The sequence below is a fragment of the Ideonella sp. P3_A4 genome (assembly GCF_056403075.1).
This window is the reverse complement of the sequence record NZ_JBFUGE010000008.1, coordinates 37120-53379: the sequence shown is the minus strand read 5'-3', so window position 1 is coordinate 53379 and position 16260 is coordinate 37120. Positions and strand designations below refer to the sequence as shown.

The following is a 16260-nucleotide window of genomic DNA, read 5'->3' as shown; positions in this document are numbered from 1 at the left end:
CGCGGCTGCCGAGTCAGGGCGCGCAGTGCGCTTCAGTGCCGAGGCCAAGGCGCAGTACCTGCGCTTTGCGCAGTCGAGCGAGGCCACGTGGCCCGGCAACTTTCGCGACCTGTCGGCCAGTGTGACGCGGCTGGCCACATTGGCTGACGGCGGGCGCATCTCTAGCGCGCTGGTCGAGGCCGAGCTGCAACGGCTGCGCTGGCATTGGCAACACGCCGGCTCGAGCGGCGCGCCCGATGGCGTTCAACTGCAGACGCTGATTGGCGAAGAGGCGCTCGACGCGCTGGACCTGTTCGATCGCCTGCAGCTCGAAGCCGTGGTCGGCGTGTGCCGCGAATCGAAAACGCTGTCCGATGCCGGGCGCAAACTCTTTCACCGCTCGCGCACCCAGCGCAGCGTCGTCAACGACGCGGACCGCCTGCGCAAGTACCTGCAGAAGCACGGGTTGAGCTGGGACGCGGTGCGCACGAACTGATGAATCGTCAGCGTCGATACAACATTTCGTTGTTCGAGCGCTTGACGCTGTAGTGAAGAGTCTTTACAGTTCGAACTTCGTTGCAGCCACACCGGCCGCAACCCACCAAATACAAACCCACATTTCCAGAGCTTTCATCGTGACATTCCTCGGCCACATCACCCACCACGCACTGACCCTGTCGGGCCAGTGTGCGTTCGTGCGTGTCGGTTTTGGCAAGTCGGTCGTCGCGATGAAGCAGCAGCAAGCCAACCCAAGTCTGCGAGCCATTAATGGGTCGTTGGGTTATGAGGATTGGTTGCCACCGGGCGAGGGAGGCGCGTAGGCGCACACCTTCAAATCTCGAATTCATGTCGAGGCCCGGATTCCACAAGGATCCGGGCCTTTTTGTTTGTCTTTTCATTTCCGGGCTGGTCGTTGGACCTTCCTCTTGTGCCCCACCGGGGCGCACCGAAGCGCATCGCAAGTCGACGAGCCTCGGACTGCTCTTTAACAAGTTGCCGCGAGACGCACGTGCCTATTGGTGCACGGTGCGTCTTGCATCCAAGCGGATRTAGCTCAGYKGGCAGAGCGCGACCACGCCATGGTCGAGGCCTCGGGTTCGAACCCCGGTATCCGCTCCAAACAAATCTCATGGCGGGTGTGCTTCGGCACAACGGCTGAGCGACGCCTCTTGAAGCGAAGAGGTGGCCGGGATGTGCGCTGCGGGGACGCCCGCATCGTGCAGCGAGACAGCGCTTTGGCGGACGACCGCCCTCGCGCTGGAGCACAACCGCGATGAGATTCTCAGGATCAAAGAACCTTCGTCGAGCTCACGCTTCGAAGGTGGAAATCGGCCGCAACGATTGGGCGGCACCGGAACCCGTCACCGGAAACCTCAATGGGGGTGTAGCTCAACTGGAAGAGCAGCTGTTTTGCACGCAGCAGGTTGCGGGTTCGATGCCTGTCACCTCCACCATTTCGCTCCGTTAACTCAGTGGCCAGAGTGCCGGCCTGTCTAGTCGGAAGCCGCGGGTTGCTCGCGCTACGCGCTCGGCCTTCGGCCCGTCGCAAAGCGACGTCCTGCTGGGCAAGCCCAGCAGAGCGAATCCCGCACGGGGCGCCAATTTCATGTCTCCTTAGCTCAGTGGATTCAGAGCACTGGTCTACGAAACCAGGGGTCGCACGTTCGAATCGTGCAGGAGGCACCAATTCTTCAACCTGCAGCACACCAAGGAGGTCAACATGCTGTCGCTGAATGACATGGTCAAGGACAACAAGCAAGTCACCTTCTTGCGCTTCAAGGAAGGTGCGCTGTGGTACCGCACCGAGGACGGGTTTGATTTCCCCGTGCCGGTGGCGGACGTTGGCAATGCAACGATGCTGGCGCGAGACAAGGCGCTGCTCTTCATGAGCCACATCCGCAGGCAGATCGACTTGCTGAATCGGGCTCGCATCGAGAGCCGCATACTGGTGTAAGTCGATGTCAATACATTGGGTGTGTGGCAGAGCGGTTGATTGCACCTGGCTGTAAACCAGACCCTCTATAGGCGCGGTGGTTCGCTCAACGCGCAGCGTTGAACGCGGCGACAGCCGCGGGCCGAAGGCCGAGCGCAGCGAGCAATCCATCCACACCCACTAATTGCGGGCGTAGCTCAGCGGTAGAGCTTCTGTCTTCCAAGCAGCATGTCGCGCGTTCGATTCGCGCCGCCCGCTCCAACTTTTTATCTCACGAGTGCGTAGCTCAATTGGCAGAGCATCGGATTCCAAATCCGACGGTTCGCGGTTCGACTCCGTGCGTGCTCGCCACCCGTTCATCTCGGAATAGCCAAGCGGTCGAAGGCGGTGGATTGCAAATCCGCTGGCGCAAGCCCTCGCTGGTTCAACTCCAGCTTCCGAGTCCAATTTCCAATTCCCGATAGCTCAGTTGGTAGTAGCGCCTGGCTGTTAACCAGGAGGTCCGCAGTTCGAGGCTGCGTCGGGGAGCCAACTTTCAAACAACCTCGCGTAGCTCAGTGGTAGAGCACCGTCTTGATAAGGCGGGGGTCGGTGGATCATTCCCACCCGCGGGGACCAAGTCATTGTCTCGGTGTAGCGCAGCAGGCAGCGCGCATGTTTCGGGAGCATGAGGTCGCAGGTTCGAAACCTGCCGCCGAGACCAATCCCTTCACCAAAGGTGCGCTCAGGTGTGGCCGTAGCTCAATGGCAGAGCCGTGGGTTGTGGGTCCGCTGATGTCGGTTCGACTCCGACCGGTCACCCCTGAGCGCATCGATTCAATCAACCCCCTCGTGGCGGAAATGGCAGACGCAACGGTCTCAGAAGCCGTGGCCGAGAGGCATGCCCGTTCGACCCGGGCCGAGGGGACCAATTCAACCAACCACACGGAGAGCTGCCCGATCGGTAAGGGGTCGGCTTGCTAAGCCGAAGCCGGTGTGAAAACGCTGAACAGGTTCGATTCCTGTGCTCTCCGCCACCCATCGCAAGACCTTTTACGCCGCGGTAGCTCAGTCGGTAGAGCGCCGGTTTGAAGCACTGGGAGCGGGGGTTCGAGGCCCTCCTGCGGCACCAATGAAACAACCAAATGTCTCCTTAGCTCAGCTGGATCAGAGCATCGGCTTCCGAAGCCGAGGGCCGCACGTTCGAATCGTGCAGGAGACGCCAGTTCACTACAGCCAACGTTCACTCATGACGAAGGAGAACATCATGAAGAAGCACACCACCAAGAAACGCGACCGCCATCAATCGTTCTGCTTTTGAGGTCACCAGCAAGCGTCGAAACGGATTCCCATCCGAGACCCGCGTCAAGCGAGGTCAACGTGTCGTGCATGGTGACAAGGAACTGCTCGAGAAACTCGGGCGCGACGATCCTTGTCCCTGCGGCTCCACGCTCAGCTTTCAAGCGCTGCTGCCTGAGCAGCGGCTGCTTTTGACGGGTCACTGCGCGATGACTACTTCCGCGAGTAGTCCCGCCGTCAATCTGGTCCGATAGCTCAGTGGAAGAGCAGAGCCCTCATAAGGCTCAGGTCGGTGGATCGTGCCCACCTCGGACTACCAATCGATGCGAAGCCTTGTACTTCGCTCCTTCTCAACGTCTCGTTCGTCTAACGGTCAGGACACGACGCTTTCAATGTCGGAATACGGGTTCGATCCCCGTACGAGATACCAACCACGCGGGTGTAGCTCAATGGTAGAGCCGCCGGCTTTTAACCGGCAGGCCAGGGCTGCTCGGGCTCACGCCCTCGGCCTTCGGCCCGCGCCAGAGGCGCGTCCAACGCTTCGCGTTGAGCGATCCCCTGCGCCCGCACCAATCAACAACAACCGGGGTGTAGTCGAGTGGCCTCAGACAGCTGGCTTTGAACCAGTGAATGCAGGTTCGAATCCTGCCGCCCCTGCCATCCACCAGCCCCCTAGCTCAGAGGCAGAGCAGCGCCCTTACAAGGCGACGGTCGGGATTTCGAAATTCCCGGGGGCTACCAGATCCCTTGCGTCCCGAACGCACCATTCGAACAACAACAAGGAGAACAGCCATGGAGCTGATGAAGAACGTCCAGGGATGGACCGAGGGCGTCGAGGTTGACCACCAGGCGCTTTCTCAAATCCGAAACATCGCTGGCTTGCCGATCGTCGCAGGCCACGTGGCCATCATGCCGGACGTGCACCTGGGCAAGGGCGCGACCGTGGGGTCGGTGATCCCGACCCGCGGCGCAATCATCCCGGCGGCTGTCGGCGTCGACATCGGCTGCGGCATGTGCGCGGTGCGAACCGACATGACGGCGAACGACCTGCCGGCCAGCCTGGCCGCGGTGCGTTCGGCGATCGAGGCGCTGGTGCCGGTGGGCTTTGCGGCCCACGACAAGGAAGTGAACCCGACGCACGAAGCAGCGCACGGCAAGGTGCTGAAGCAGCGCATGGACGCACTGTTCGTTCGTTTTGAGAAGCTTTCGATCCTGCAAGTGCTCGGCTCGCTCGACGCACGTCGCATCTGGAAGCAGATCGGCACGCTGGGCGGCGGCAACCACTTCATCGAGCTGTGCCTGGACGAGGCCGGCGCGGTGTGGGTGATGCTGCACTCGGGCTCTCGCAACATCGGCAAGACGATCGGCGAAGCGGCTGTGGGCATGGCGCGCGAGGCCTGCGTAAAAGCGGGTGTCGGGCTGCCTGACCGCGACCTGGCCTGGTTGAACGAAGGCACGCCCGAGTTCCACCAGTACGTCGAGGCTCTGCAGTGGGCGCAGGACTACGCGGCGCTGAACCGCGACCTGATGTTGTTCCGCGTGATGCGAGCCCTGCGCGAAACGTTGGGCCGCGAGATCGGCTCGACCAAGGAAGCGATCAACTGCCACCACAACTACGCGACCGTTGAAGAACACTTCGGCGCGAAGGTGTGGATCACCCGCAAGGGGGCGGTGAGCGCACGCGAAGGGCAGCTCGGGATCATCCCCGGCTCGATGGGCGCCAAGAGCTATATCGTCCGCGGAAAGGGCAACCCATTGGCGTATTGCTCGTGCTCGCACGGTGCCGGTCGCCGCCACTCGCGTGGTGCGGCCAAGCGCTTGTTCGACCTGGACGCGCTGGCGGCGCAGACCGCCGGCGTCGAGTGCCGCAAGGACGAAGGTGTGCTGGACGAGATACCCGGTGCCTACAAGGACATCGACGCGGTGATGGCCGCGCAAGCGGACCTGGTGAGCGTGGAACACACGCTCAAGCAGGTCATGTGTGTGAAAGGCTGACGGGGTCGCTGGTGCGCTCCTTCAGCCTCTACAAGGATTGAAGGAGAGGAGAACACCGATGCACCTGCCCACTCTGCAGCACGTGCTGCAACTGGACATTCAAGGCACGCCGCAGCGTTGGATCACGCTCGAGCACGCCGCTCTGCATTACGCGACCGACACGGTGGCGTGGACCGATGGCGACAGGCCGCTGACCACGCTGCGCGGCGGCATGAACGCGGCCACCGGCCGCCAATCGCTGATCGAAGTGCACCCGATCATCGCGCTGCGTGGTGCGCCGCGCATCAACCTGTTCGACGTGACGCCGTCGTTCGCGAAGCTGAAGCTGTTTCGCCGCGACCGGTTCACCTGCGCGTACTGCGGTCAACACTTTCACGAACGGGATCTGCAATGCGAACACATCGTGCCCGAATCACGTGGGGGCGGCTGGACCTGGATGAACCTGGTCACTGCGTGCGGCGCGTGCAATGGTCGCAAGGCCAACCGCACGCCGGACGAAGCCGGCATGCCGCTGATGTACCTGCCGTACGTGCCGAGCCGCTTCGAGGATTTTTTGCTCGAAGGCAGGCATATCCGTGCCGACGTGCATGACTGGCTGGCCTCGCGCCTGCCGAAAGGATCGCGCCTGAGCTGAGCTCGGGCGCCAACGAGTCTGCCGTGAAAGGCAAACGCTCACAGGTTGGGGGTACCACCCCGCCGGTGTGTGGTGGCCGGGCCCGATATTGAAGGGCCCGTCGCTGCCGCACATGCCGCGTTGCTGGAATCGGCCGATACCGGTGATGAGGTTGACTCATCCACCCGGGTTCAACTCCCGGATCACCGACCACTGGATAGCTCAGTCGGGTAGAGCAGCGCATTGTCAATGCGTAGGTCGCAGGTTCGACTCCTGTTCCACAAAAGCTGGCCTGAAAAACCAGTGTCCAAAACGGTCGCAAGACCACGCCGAACGTGGGCCCCGCGTCGATCGCCGAAAGGCGAAAGGTGCGGGGTTCATCAGCGCGGCCGCCCGAGCGTCGGGCAAGCGGGGCTTCGCGCCCACGGTCCACCACCTTCGGCTGACAGAGGAGGCAGACGAAGGTGGTACGCCGTGGTGTCCGGGCCTTGGCATCCGGCGTCCACGGCCGTGCTGTAACGGCACCTATTCCACATTGAATGAAAAGAGGAGGGGCACCGATGATGTACACGCGTGTCACTGTGAAGAAGAACGAGCGCGGCCTGCTGCTGCGCAATGGCGATTTCGAGCGCGTGCTGCATCCCGGTGAGCACCGCTTCTCCAGCTGGAAGGACCAGCTGCGCATCGAGACCTTCGCGCTCGAACAACCGGCCTTCAGCCACGGCCTGGCCGACTACCTGATGGCCAAGGAGCCCGAGGTGGTCGAGGCCGAATTCATTCGCGTCGAACTGGGCGAGCACCAGGTCGGCCTGCGCACCGACAACGGTGTGCTGGTCGAGGTGCTGCCGCCGGCCACGCGGCGCCTGTACTGGAAGAACGGCCTGGTCGACGTGAAGGTCGGGGTGATCGACATCGGCGCGTCGGCCGAGGTGCCGGCAGCACTCGCTGCGCGTCTGGTGCAGACGCAGCTGCGCTCGCGCGCGGTCGCGGGCCTGGCAGGTGTACTGCAGGTGCAGGTGCCCGAACACGGTGCCGGCATCCTGTGGATCGACGGTCACATCGAGCGGCTGCTGGTACCGGGCTCTTACGCATTCTGGAAGTTCAACCGCAACGTGTCGGTCGAGCTCATCGACCTGCGGCTGCAGGCGCTCGAAGTCACGGGCCAGGAGATCCTGACCCGCGACAAGGTCGCGCTGCGGCTGAACCTGTCGGCCACCTGGCGCTTCACCGATGTGCTGCGGGCCTACACCCAGCTGCAAAAGCCCGCGGACCACCTGTACCGCGAGCTGCAGTTCGGCCTGCGCGCTGCGGTGGGCACCCGCTCGCTCGACGAGCTGCTGGAGAACAAGACCGTGATCGACGAGGTTGTCACCGCCCACGTGGCCGACAAGCTCGCTGCCTTCGGCATGGTGCTGGACGGCGTCGGCGTGAAGGACATCGTGCTGCCAGGCGAGATGAAGACCATCCTGGCCCAGGTGGTCGAGGCCGAGAAGTCGGCCGAGGCCAACGTGATCCGCCGCCGCGAGGAAACCGCGGCGACGCGCTCACTGCTCAACACCGCGAAGGTGATGGAGGGCAACCCCGTCGCGCTGCGCATGAAGGAGCTGGAGACGCTGGAACGCGTGGCCGAACGGATCGACAAGATCTCGGTCTTCGGTGGCCTGGACCAGGTGCTCAACGGCTTGGTCAAGCTGCGCTGACAACAGCGCAGCCGCAACCCTTCAAGCATTTACAGGGCGCCTTCGGGCGCCCTTTTTTTTGGCGACTCAGACAATCATTCGAAGGAGGAATCCATGAACACCTTGATGCCCGATAACGCGTCGCACCCGATCGATCCGACGATCCGCACCGAGATCCTGCGCAAGCTCGCCACGGTCGAAACCGAGCATGATGTACGCGTGCTGTATGCCTGCGAGTCGGGCAGCCGCGGCTGGGGCTTTGCGTCGCCCGACTCGGACTACGACGTGCGCTTCATCTTCGTGCGGCCGGTGCGCGAGTACCTGCGCATCACGCCGGTGCGTGACGTGATCGAAGAAGTGCCCGGCCCGGTGTTCGACGTCAACGGCTGGGATCTGCGCAAGGCGCTGCAGCTGCTGGCCAAGGGCAACGCGACGCTGATCGAGTGGCTCAGCTCGCCGGTGGTCTACCGGCAGGACGACGTCTTCGTGCAGCGCTTGCGTGAAGCGGCGGCCGCGGTGTACCAACCGGTCCGCTCGTTCCACCACTACGCAGCGATGGGCCGCGGCAACTTCCGCGAGTACCTGCAGGGCGACCAGGTGCGGGCGAAGAAGTACCTCTACGTGTTGCGGCCACTGCTGGGCGCGAAGTGGGTGCTCAACCGTGACGACGCACCGCCGATGGCCTTCGAGCAATTGGTACAGGCGCTGGTGACCGACGCGGCTGTGCAGCGCGACATCGACGAGCTGCTGGCACTGAAGCGCCGCAGCGGCGAGCAGGAATGGCTGCCGGCGCGGCCGGTGCTCAACGCCTACCTCGAGCAGCTGATGGCCGAGCTGGCCGAAGCCCGGCCGGCGATCGGCCAGCCCGACATGCAGGCGCTGGACGACCTGCTGGCCGACACAGTGCTGTCGGGCTGTTGAGAAAGCCGCAAAAGAAGGGGAGCCAGGGCTAGCCTGGCTCCCCCGAATGCCTGATGGCAACTGCCGGCAAATGATACTGTAATTTCATACAGTCTTTGGCACTGACGGATCCGCTACCGGGGGTTACCGATGCGCCATCCGGCCCATTGGCACGTCATTGGTTCGCCGGAAGAATAGCCGCTTTCGCCCGCCCGCCACAGCAAGGGATGCCGATGCCTGACCTCCACTTGAACCTTGCGCGCCGCCGTACGACTTGGCTGCTCGGCACCGTGATGTGCCTAACGTTCGCGTTGAGTGCACCGGCGAATGCGGGTGCCGCACCGGCCCCCGTCTTGCAGCTGAGCGGCTGCAGCCGCGACGAAGTGCAGCAGGCTCTGACGACAGCACCCGACGGTGCCACCGTGGTCATCGGCGCTGGCGTCTGCCAATGGGGCAGCCAACCCAGCGTCAAGCGCGCGGCCGGCATCACGCTGCGCGGCGCCGGGCGAGACAAGACCGTGATCTGGCGCGACGCCAAAGTGCCGGACAGCCTGGGTGCGGATGCGTTCCTGTTCGAGTTCGACTGCGCCAACGGCAAGACAGTCGACATCTCGGGCCTGACGCTGCGTGGCAACGACATGTTCTTCGCCAACGACGATGAGAAGGCGACGGACTACGACAGCGGCCTGGCGCTGCGTCACGGCTGCCAAGGCTTCCGCATTCACGACGCGCGCTTCTCGCAGTTCTCGTACTACGGCGTCCTCGTCAGCGGAACGAAGGCGCGTGGCGTGATCGACAGCAACCGCTTCTTCAACAACTGGAAGTGCCAGAACCCGAACGTCAACTGCCTCGGCTACAGCGTCGGCGTACTGGGTGACCACGACTGGCCGGCGTGGTCACTCGGCAGCGCGCAAGCCGTGTTCATCGAAGACAACCACTTCGAAGATGGCCGCCATGAGGTGGCGTCGAACTACGGTTCACGCTACGTGTTCCGTCACAACACCGTGCTGCGTACCGGCAACCCGTCGGATGTGAAAGCACCCTACCGATGGCAGTCGCCGGTGGATGCACACGGCCCGCAAACGGAAGGGGACACCGGGTCGCGCGGCTGGGAGGTCTACGACAACAAGTTCGTTCTCGGCGCCGGCAAGACGGGTGTGCCGCCTGATGGCGACAACTACCAGACCGGTGGTATCCGCGGCGGCGACGGCGTGTTCTTCTGCAACCACCACGACGCGGGCGACAGCAGCTACCACTGGTACGTGCCGATCCAGACCTACGAGAACGACAAGTGCGTGGCCGGCCAGGTCTACCCCTACCAGACGACCCGCGGCTACTACTGGGCCAACAGCGGCGACCTGGTGTCCGGCTTCCCGCACAAGGTCGACATCCGCGCCGCCTGCGTGGTGGCCGGCAAGCATGTGTTCTTCGCGCCGCCGGACGACTATGTGCCCTACACCTACCCGCACCCGCTGCGTGGGCTGCCGAGCCAGCCGCCGACCGCTTGCAAGACTCGCTAGCGCCTTGCGCGCGTTGAGCCCAGGCAGGCGCCGGGCTTATGCGCTCATCGCCACCACGCCACGAACCAGCAGCATCAACGCCACCACGGCGCTCAACACCGCAAAGCAGCGCTGCAATGTGGGCCCACTGAAGCGGCCGGCCAGGCGGCGACCTGCCAGCAGCGCCACCATCGCCCCCACGGCGAACGGCCAGGCGATGGGCCAGGGCATGCTGCCGTGCAGCGTGGCCGACGCGACACCCGAAATCGACACCAATGCGATCACCGCCAGCGAGGTGCTGACGACGCTATCGGCCGCGAGGTCGGAGTAGCGTGTCAGCGCCGGCACGATGACAAAGCCACCGCCGACGCCGAGCAGCCCGCTCAGCATGCCGGACACCACGCCGGTGGACGCCATCACCATGCTGCAAGGCCGCGTCCAGATGAAGCGCCCGGTGCAGGGGTTGCGCACACACGGCGGCTGCGCCAGCCGCGTCACCTGGGCCGATTTGACCGCGCGGCTGCGCAGGTACATGCCCCAGGCCGACCAGCCCAGCACCACTGCGAATACCAGCGTCAACGGCCCGTTGGGCACCCGCTGCGCCAGCCAGACACCGAACGGAGCCAGCAGCATGCCAGCCCCGCCGATGACCATCGCCGCGCGGTAGCGGACCCGCCCTTCCCTCAAGCCGAGCGCCGCGCCGACGGCCGAAGCCAGGCCGACCGCGAGCAGCCCGACCGGCGCCGATTCGGCCAGGCCCAGGTGCAGTGAAAACACCAGCAGCGGCACCGCGAGGATGCCGCCACCGGCACCGGTCAACGCGAGCGTGAGACCGACGAGAGCACCCAAAGACATCGCGGCGATCAGCATCGCCGCCCAACCACGTCCAAACAACTCATCCGTTATATCGCCAGGTCAATATCGAGCATGCCCGGCATGGTCTTCGGCCACAACGCCAGGCCACCGGCCAGGCTCCAGGCCTGCGCGTGGCCCAGGCGCCGCAGCGCCTGCGCCGTCTGCGCGCTGCGGTTGCCGCTGCGGCAGAAGAACAGCACCGGCGTCTCGGCCGGCAGCGCCAGCCAGCTGGGCAGCGCATTGAGCAGGCGCGACATCGGCACCGCCTGGTAGCGCACGTTCGGCCCCAGGTCGGGCGTGGTGCTCAGGCGCTGCTCGTACGGCTCACGCACGTCCACGAGCACCAGACCGCCAGGGCCTTGCAGCAGGTCATGCAGCGCGGCCGGCTCCAGCTCATGCGGCGTGGCTTCGACAGCGGTCGCAACGCGCGCGCCGCAAGCCAGCGTCTGGTACTCGGTCAGGCCCAGATCTTGTTCGAGCGCGCTCTTCGCGGTGGCGAAGGCCGCCGCTTCCATTGCACCGCGCAGCACGCGCGACAGTAGCGGCTGCATGGCGCACTCGGTGCTCAAGGTGGTGGCCACGCGCTTCTCGTAGTCGTGCCTGGGGGCCAACAAGCCGTGCGGCCCGACGGCCTCTTCGAGCCGGCGCAGCGAGGGGCCGAAGGCCAGCGGCGCACTTTGCGCAAAGTCGCTGCGGCCCAAAGCGCCTGGCATCACCGTGTCGCCGACGAAGGCCATGCGCATGCCTTGCGCGTCGCGCAGCAAATAGGCGGTCGAGTCTTCGGTGTGGCCTGGCAAGGCCAACCGGGTCAGGCTCAGCGCGCCGAGTGAAATGTGCTCGGTGCCGCGCGGCCAGCCCAGCGGGTCGAGCGAGGTCGCACCGCCGCCTTCGAGCAGGTCACGCGCCGCGGTACGCAACTCGGGCGCCGACGAGGTGTGGTCGCCATGGCTGTGGGTGTCCAGCACCGCAGCCAAGGTGTGGCCCTGGCAGCGGATGTGCTGCACCAGACGCTCGGTCAGCTCGGGCAGCGGATCGATCACGACACAGCGCCGGCTCTGCGCGTCGGCCACCAGGTAACAACACGCGGCATCGACGACGAAGCGCGTCACGCCCTCGGCCGGCAGCGCACGGCCCGGTGTCGAACCCAGACAGCARTCGCGCAGGCTTTCGCCACAAGCGCGGATGCGGGCGCAGGCCTCGTCGATGAAGTCGGCATCCGTCGCAGGGCCGAACGACAGGCGCACGGCGGAGGCCGTCTGCCAAGCCGGCAGGCCCATCGCTTCGAGCACGTAGCTCGGCTTGGCTTGCGCGGCACTGCAGGCCGAGCCGCCGCTGACACGCACGTCGGCGGCATCGAAGAGGTCGAGCAGCAACTTCGAGCTCAGGCCCGGCACCGAAAAGTTCAGCGTCGTCGGCAGACACAGGTCGAGCGGCGCGTTGAAGACCAAGCCCGGGAAAGCGTCCTGCAAGGCGTTGACCAGCCGAGTGCGGAAGTCCGTCAGCGTGGCGTGGTTCTTGAAGCCATTGCCCACTTGCAAAGACGCCAGCACCGCACCGAGCGCGGCAATGCCGGACATGTTCTCGGTGCCCGAGCGCTGCGCGCCTTCTTGCCCACCGCCGGCCAGCAGCGGCGTGAACGGGGCGCCCTCGCGCACATAGAGCATGCCGATGCCCTTGGGCGCATAAAGCTTGTGGCCCGAGAACGGCGCGTAATCGATCCGGCGTTGCACCAGATGCAGCGGCAACTTGCCCAGCGCCTGCACGCTGTCGACCATCCACAGTGCGCGGCCACCTTCCAGCGCGGCGGCGATGCCGTCCAGGTCGCTGATGACGCCGGTCTCGTTGTTGGCCGCCATCGTGCAGACCAGGCCGGCGCGCGGCGCATGGTCGCGCAGCCAGCCCAGGTCGTGCCGACCATCGGGGCCAACCGGGATCGCCACCACCTCCAGGCCCAGGCCGAGCAGCGCATTCCAGTGTTTCAGCGCCTCGGGCACTGCCTTGTGCTCGGTGGCGCCGTACAACAGCAGCTCCGGCGCGCCGGGCTCACCGCAGCGCTCACGCAAGGCACTGAGCGCCGACAACACGGCGGTCTGGATGCCTTCGGTCGCGCCGCTGACGAACAGCAGCTGCCCCGTGGGCGCGCCCAGCACGCGGCGGGCTCGGCCGCGCACCGCGTCCATCAGCGCGCGGGCTTTCAGGCCGGTGCTGTGGATGCTGCTGGGGTTGCCGTAGTCCTCGGCCATCGTGGCCAGCGCCGCGGCGCGGGCTTGGGCCAGTACGGGCGTGGTGGCGTTTGCGTCGAGATAGATTTCCATGGAAGGGTGTTCCTGCTTTCCTGACAGCTCAGGAATGAGGTTCATGGTATCCACCATCGTTCGAACTTTGCTACTCAGATTAGCATTCAACGTAGAACGAAATTCCTCTAGTCGCCTGTTTTGCCGGCCTCGGCGCAAACGGCTTGCTTTGCCCCTTTTGCCCTTGTGACCATATGAAACTGGACGCCATCGACATGAAGCTGCTGGCGCTGCTGCAGGACAACGCCGAACTGCAGATCAGCGAGCTCGCCGATCGGGTGGGCCTGTCGACCACGCCATGCTGGCGCCGGGTGCAGCGCCTGAAGGAGACCGGGGTGATCACCAAGCAGGTCTCGCTGGTCGACCGCAAGGCGGTCAACGTGGCGGTCACCGTGTTCGTCGGCATCCGCACCAGCCACCACAACCAGAAGTGGTTCGACAACTTCCGCGCGACTGTCGAGGCGATCCCGGAGGTGGTCGAGTTCTACCGCATGAGCGGCGAGGTCGACTACATGCTGCGCGTCGTCGTGCCCGACATCGCCGCCTACGACGCCGTCTACAAGCGGCTCACCGCCAGCATCGAGTTGGCCGACGTCAGCTCGAGCTTTGCGATGGAAGAGTTGAAGTACACGACCGCGCTGCCGTTGGGCTACGCCGCATAGGCGCTGCCCCATGCAAAGATGGCTTGCCTCCCTGGTGCTCTGCGCGGCCGCAGGGCTGGCCCCGCCCGTGCAGGCCACCCCGGTGTGCAACGCCGACAAGCTGGCGGTGCTGCGCTCGCCGCCGCAGCCTGGCGACGGTGCGGCGCTGATCGACTGCCACCTCACGCTCAAGCCCAACGACGTGATCACCCGGTCGCTCTACTTCAACCACGGCGCCGTGTCGAACGGCGTGAAGGTGGACTGCAAAGGCGCAACGCTGTCGTACACCAGCGTCAACGCCGACCTGCCACGCATCTACGTGCAGTCGTACCAATACCAGAAGCCTGACGGCACGACGGCCTGGGAGCGAACGCGCGACATCACGATCAAGAACTGCGTCGTCAAGGGCAACATCAATGTGACCGGCATGGGCGGCCAAGACTCACCGGCAGTGAAAGAGTCTTCGCGCACCGACCCGCACCACACAACCGTGCTCAGAAAGCGGGCGCCGACGAACATCACCTTCGACGCATTGACGATCGACCCGCCAGACAAGATTGCCGTCTACCTGTCGATGGGGGTGACGGGCGTGACGATCCGCGACTCGACCTTTCTCGGTACCTCGCCCTCGGCAGTGATCTACCTCGACGCCGAAGGCGGCCTGCACAAGATCCTGAACAACCGGTTCAAGACCGTGCCAGCGCGCGAGGTCATTGCGGTGGATGGTTCGTCGGAGAACCTGATCCAGGGCAACGTCTTCAGCACCAGCCCGCACGGCGGCATCTTCATCTACCGCAACTGCGGCGAAGGCGGCACCGCGCGGCACAACGAGCCGTCGAAGAACGACCTGCTCGACAACCAATTCCTTGACCCGACTGGCCCCGACGACAAGCAGCCGCATATCTGGGTCGCTTCACGCAACGGCAACCGCCCCTACTGCGACGACGACGCCGGCTTCCCTTATGGCAGCAGCGTGAACGACCGCGATGAGGCACACCGGACGGCGATCAAAGGCAACTATTTCAACGCCAAGGCGACAGCGGTCTCGATGGGCGATGGGCCGAACTACGTGATCGACAACGTGACCACGGTCGCCAGCGCCATCCCCAGCGCCGATGCATTCGGGAGCACCTTCGTCGGCAACCGGGCCGGTCAAGGGCCGGTCCCTTCCACCTCTTGCTTCTGGCGCGACAAGCAGCCGATGCTCCTGCGCGACGGCGAATCGCTCGATCTCGACTTGTCGAACCCGAAGGAAGTGAGCTGCGCCAAACACCGCCTGGTGTGTGACGGCGGCAGCTTGGAAAAGCGCGCGGGCCGCTGCGAGGGCAAGCACCTCAAGCAGCGCCACTTCAAATGCTCGGTCAAGGGCAGCAACGAAGGCTGCGAGAAGAAGCTGTCATGCGGCAGCCACAAGCGTCTGCAGGCGCTGAAAGCCCGCTGCAACCTGGAGTTCGGCTCCATCGACCGAGACGCGCTGGCCGACGCGCCGTGGAACTCGCTCGCGGTGGACCGCGCCTCCGACGTGGTCAGCGATGGGCACTGCGCAGTCGGCGCGTATGAGATCGCGTCGAGCAACACGCAACTGCTGGGGTTTCTGTCGAACCCGGCGAAGGCTCAGTGCCAAGAGCACGATGCCGACGGCGGCGAGTGCCAGATCGAGGGCGAGTACGTGTGCTACTGAGTGTCGAGGTAGAACTGCCTCGTGCGGCGCAGCCGCCCTTGAGCGAAGAGCAGATCCTGAACGACGAACTTACGTAGTCGATCGAGCCAGCGGTGAAGCTGGTTCCTATCATCCGGGCCTCTTCATCCGCGGCGAGCCTGCACCGACATTCGGCGTGGCGCTGCGCCCGAATCATCTCTGCGAGCAGCTCAGTTCATGAACACCCCGGAAATCTTCCGTCCGACATCCGACAGCGAAATCGACCGCATGGTCGCGGCTTACCCCCTGGCGCTCGTCATCAGCACCGTCGACGGCGACACGCAAGCGTCGCCCCTGCCTCTCGTTCTGCAACGCGATTCAGAAGGACGGGGCACGCTGATCGGCCACTTCTCGCGCTTCAACCCGCAGGTCGAGCTGGTCAAGCGCGAGCGCCGAGCCCTGGTCGCCTTCTCTGGCGCGCAAGGCTACATCTCGTCGTCATGGTTGCGCGAGCGAAAGTACGCCCCCACCTGGAACTACCAGGCCGTCCACTTCAAGGTCGACATCGAGCTGGACGAACGCCCCGGCGCCGCACGCAAAGCGCTGGAGACGCTGATCCACCACGTCGACGCGCCCTACCCGAACCCATGGAGCGTCGAAGAAATGGGACCGCGCTTCGAGCAAATCGCCACCGCCATCGTCCCCTTCCGCGCCACCATCCTGGACACGCAGGTGCAGTTCAAGCTCGGGCAAGGGGACCCGGCCAGCGTGCTCGAGGACGGCATCGCAGGGCTGACGAGGTACGGAAACCTGGAGCTGGCCACGGCGATGATGCGGCACCATGCATTGGCGCAGACGGGGAAGTGATCGGCCTGGGGTGTGCTAGTCCATGGCCGGCCGTCAAGCCGTGACCTTGGGCCAGGCGCCGGCTTCGATCCACCTCTACTCATCACGC

Annotated in this window: 12 protein-coding genes, 22 tRNA genes and 1 pseudogene; 33 read left to right on the top strand and 2 right to left on the bottom strand. The window is 64.8% G+C overall.

Annotation, left to right across the window (positions count from 1 at the left end):
* The 30 genes and pseudogenes from AC1DYI_RS02605 to AC1DYI_RS02460 form a co-directional block, all read left to right on the top strand.
* Window positions 1–475, top strand: a pseudogene (locus AC1DYI_RS02605) (sigma 54-dependent transcriptional regulator); the annotation flags it as partial.
* Between the two features lie 139 nt (window positions 476–614).
* On the top strand, window positions 615–800 hold the full coding sequence (locus tag AC1DYI_RS02600; RefSeq protein WP_477202501.1) for a hypothetical protein: 186 nt from the start codon (window positions 615–617) through the stop codon (window positions 798–800).
* A gap of 222 nt (window positions 801–1022) precedes the next feature.
* Window positions 1023–1098, top strand: a tRNA-Gly gene (locus AC1DYI_RS02595).
* Window positions 1099–1357: 259 nt separating this feature from the next.
* Window positions 1358–1433 (top strand) — tRNA-Ala (locus AC1DYI_RS02590).
* A gap of 4 nt (window positions 1434–1437) precedes the next feature.
* Window positions 1438–1580: transfer RNA gene (locus AC1DYI_RS02585), tRNA-Asp, on the top strand.
* 7 nt (window positions 1581–1587) lie between these two features.
* Window positions 1588–1665: transfer RNA gene (locus AC1DYI_RS02580), tRNA-Arg, on the top strand.
* 34 nt (window positions 1666–1699) lie between these two features.
* Window positions 1700–1933: a hypothetical protein gene (locus AC1DYI_RS02575; RefSeq protein ID WP_477202500.1), complete on the top strand. Its 234-nt coding sequence runs from the start codon at window positions 1700–1702 to the stop codon at window positions 1931–1933.
* 17 nt (window positions 1934–1950) lie between these two features.
* A tRNA-Tyr gene (locus AC1DYI_RS02570) sits at window positions 1951–2092 on the top strand.
* A gap of 6 nt (window positions 2093–2098) precedes the next feature.
* Window positions 2099–2173, top strand: a tRNA-Gly gene (locus AC1DYI_RS02565).
* A gap of 14 nt (window positions 2174–2187) precedes the next feature.
* Window positions 2188–2263 (top strand) — tRNA-Trp (locus AC1DYI_RS02560).
* Window positions 2264–2272: 9 nt separating this feature from the next.
* Window positions 2273–2358: transfer RNA gene (locus tag AC1DYI_RS02555), tRNA-Cys, on the top strand.
* A gap of 8 nt (window positions 2359–2366) precedes the next feature.
* Window positions 2367–2443, top strand: a tRNA-Asn gene (locus AC1DYI_RS02550).
* A 12-nt stretch (window positions 2444–2455) separates the two neighbouring features.
* Window positions 2456–2530 (top strand) — tRNA-Ile (locus tag AC1DYI_RS02545).
* A 9-nt stretch (window positions 2531–2539) separates the two neighbouring features.
* A tRNA-Pro gene (locus AC1DYI_RS02540) sits at window positions 2540–2615 on the top strand.
* A 27-nt stretch (window positions 2616–2642) separates the two neighbouring features.
* Window positions 2643–2713: transfer RNA gene (locus AC1DYI_RS02535), tRNA-His, on the top strand.
* A gap of 24 nt (window positions 2714–2737) precedes the next feature.
* Window positions 2738–2822 (top strand) — tRNA-Leu (locus AC1DYI_RS02530).
* 16 nt (window positions 2823–2838) lie between these two features.
* Window positions 2839–2928: transfer RNA gene (locus AC1DYI_RS02525), tRNA-Ser, on the top strand.
* Between the two features lie 20 nt (window positions 2929–2948).
* Window positions 2949–3023, top strand: a tRNA-Phe gene (locus tag AC1DYI_RS02520).
* A gap of 15 nt (window positions 3024–3038) precedes the next feature.
* Window positions 3039–3116, top strand: a tRNA-Arg gene (locus AC1DYI_RS02515).
* Between the two features lie 318 nt (window positions 3117–3434).
* Window positions 3435–3509, top strand: a tRNA-Met gene (locus AC1DYI_RS02510).
* Window positions 3510–3545: 36 nt separating this feature from the next.
* Window positions 3546–3620 (top strand) — tRNA-Glu (locus tag AC1DYI_RS02505).
* Between the two features lie 5 nt (window positions 3621–3625).
* Window positions 3626–3762: transfer RNA gene (locus tag AC1DYI_RS02500), tRNA-Lys, on the top strand.
* Window positions 3763–3774: 12 nt separating this feature from the next.
* Window positions 3775–3850 (top strand) — tRNA-Gln (locus AC1DYI_RS02495).
* Window positions 3851–3856: 6 nt separating this feature from the next.
* Window positions 3857–3931, top strand: a tRNA-Val gene (locus AC1DYI_RS02490).
* Window positions 3932–3982: 51 nt separating this feature from the next.
* On the top strand, window positions 3983–5185 hold the full coding sequence (locus AC1DYI_RS02485) for an RtcB family protein (protein WP_477202499.1): 1203 nt from the start codon (window positions 3983–3985) through the stop codon (window positions 5183–5185).
* Window positions 5186–5243: 58 nt separating this feature from the next.
* On the top strand, window positions 5244–5819 hold the full coding sequence (locus tag AC1DYI_RS02480) for an HNH endonuclease (RefSeq protein ID WP_477202498.1): 576 nt from the start codon (window positions 5244–5246) through the stop codon (window positions 5817–5819).
* Window positions 5820–6013: 194 nt separating this feature from the next.
* A tRNA-Asp gene (locus tag AC1DYI_RS02475) sits at window positions 6014–6079 on the top strand.
* A 282-nt stretch (window positions 6080–6361) separates the two neighbouring features.
* Window positions 6362–7498, top strand: coding sequence for a slipin family protein (locus AC1DYI_RS02470; RefSeq protein WP_477202504.1), 1137 nt, complete (start codon window positions 6362–6364; stop codon window positions 7496–7498).
* Window positions 7499–7591: 93 nt separating this feature from the next.
* Window positions 7592–8398: a nucleotidyltransferase domain-containing protein gene (locus AC1DYI_RS02465; RefSeq protein ID WP_477202497.1), complete on the top strand. Its 807-nt coding sequence runs from the start codon at window positions 7592–7594 to the stop codon at window positions 8396–8398.
* Between the two features lie 212 nt (window positions 8399–8610).
* Window positions 8611–9897 carry a right-handed parallel beta-helix repeat-containing protein gene (locus AC1DYI_RS02460; RefSeq protein WP_477202496.1) on the top strand — a complete coding sequence of 429 codons (1287 nt, stop codon included), beginning with the start codon at window positions 8611–8613 and terminating at the stop codon, window positions 9895–9897.
* 36 nt (window positions 9898–9933) lie between these two features.
* Here the strand turns inward: AC1DYI_RS02460 and AC1DYI_RS02455 are convergent, their stop codons facing one another.
* Together AC1DYI_RS02455 and AC1DYI_RS02450 are read right to left on the bottom strand one after the other, a co-directional pair.
* A complete protein-coding gene (locus AC1DYI_RS02455) occupies window positions 9934–10731 on the bottom strand; it encodes a sulfite exporter TauE/SafE family protein (RefSeq protein ID WP_477202495.1) in 798 nt (265 codons plus the stop codon).
* A 47-nt stretch (window positions 10732–10778) separates the two neighbouring features.
* Window positions 10779–13091: an aminotransferase class V-fold PLP-dependent enzyme gene (locus tag AC1DYI_RS02450; RefSeq protein WP_477202494.1), complete on the bottom strand. Its 2313-nt coding sequence runs from the start codon at window positions 13089–13091 to the stop codon at window positions 10779–10781.
* Between the two features lie 134 nt (window positions 13092–13225).
* Here AC1DYI_RS02450 and AC1DYI_RS02445 point away from each other — a divergent pair, with 134 nt between their 5' ends.
* The 3 genes from AC1DYI_RS02445 to AC1DYI_RS02435 all read left to right on the top strand — a co-directional run bounded on the left by AC1DYI_RS02445 (window position 13226) and on the right by AC1DYI_RS02435 (window position 16172).
* Window positions 13226–13687: an Lrp/AsnC family transcriptional regulator gene (locus AC1DYI_RS02445; RefSeq protein ID WP_477202503.1), complete on the top strand. Its 462-nt coding sequence runs from the start codon at window positions 13226–13228 to the stop codon at window positions 13685–13687.
* A gap of 10 nt (window positions 13688–13697) precedes the next feature.
* Entirely contained in the window at window positions 13698–15347 is a 1650-nt protein-coding gene (locus AC1DYI_RS02440) for a hypothetical protein (protein WP_477202493.1), read from the top strand.
* A 195-nt stretch (window positions 15348–15542) separates the two neighbouring features.
* Window positions 15543–16172 carry an FMN-binding negative transcriptional regulator gene (locus AC1DYI_RS02435; RefSeq protein WP_477202492.1) on the top strand — a complete coding sequence of 210 codons (630 nt, stop codon included), beginning with the start codon at window positions 15543–15545 and terminating at the stop codon, window positions 16170–16172.
* Window positions 16173–16260 lie beyond the last annotated feature (88 nt).

Excerpts from the sequence above, each read along its gene's own strand:
- AC1DYI_RS02575 (WP_477202500.1), top strand. The coding sequence starts at position 1,700 with ATGCTGTCGCTGAATGACATGGTCAAGGACAACAAGCAAGTCACCTTC.
- AC1DYI_RS02485 (WP_477202499.1), top strand. The coding sequence starts at position 3,983 with ATGGAGCTGATGAAGAACGTCCAGGGATGGACCGAGGGCGTCGAGGTT.
- AC1DYI_RS02480 (WP_477202498.1), top strand. The coding sequence starts at position 5,244 with ATGCACCTGCCCACTCTGCAGCACGTGCTGCAACTGGACATTCAAGGC.
- AC1DYI_RS02455 (WP_477202495.1), bottom strand. The coding sequence starts at position 10,731 with ATGTCTTTGGGTGCTCTCGTCGGTCTCACGCTCGCGTTGACCGGTGCC.
- AC1DYI_RS02440 (WP_477202493.1), top strand. The coding sequence starts at position 13,698 with ATGCAAAGATGGCTTGCCTCCCTGGTGCTCTGCGCGGCCGCAGGGCTG.
- AC1DYI_RS02465 (WP_477202497.1), top strand. The coding sequence starts at position 7,592 with ATGAACACCTTGATGCCCGATAACGCGTCGCACCCGATCGATCCGACG.
- AC1DYI_RS02460 (WP_477202496.1), top strand. The coding sequence starts at position 8,611 with ATGCCTGACCTCCACTTGAACCTTGCGCGCCGCCGTACGACTTGGCTG.
- AC1DYI_RS02435 (WP_477202492.1), top strand. The coding sequence starts at position 15,543 with ATGAACACCCCGGAAATCTTCCGTCCGACATCCGACAGCGAAATCGAC.
- AC1DYI_RS02470 (WP_477202504.1), top strand. The coding sequence starts at position 6,362 with ATGTACACGCGTGTCACTGTGAAGAAGAACGAGCGCGGCCTGCTGCTG.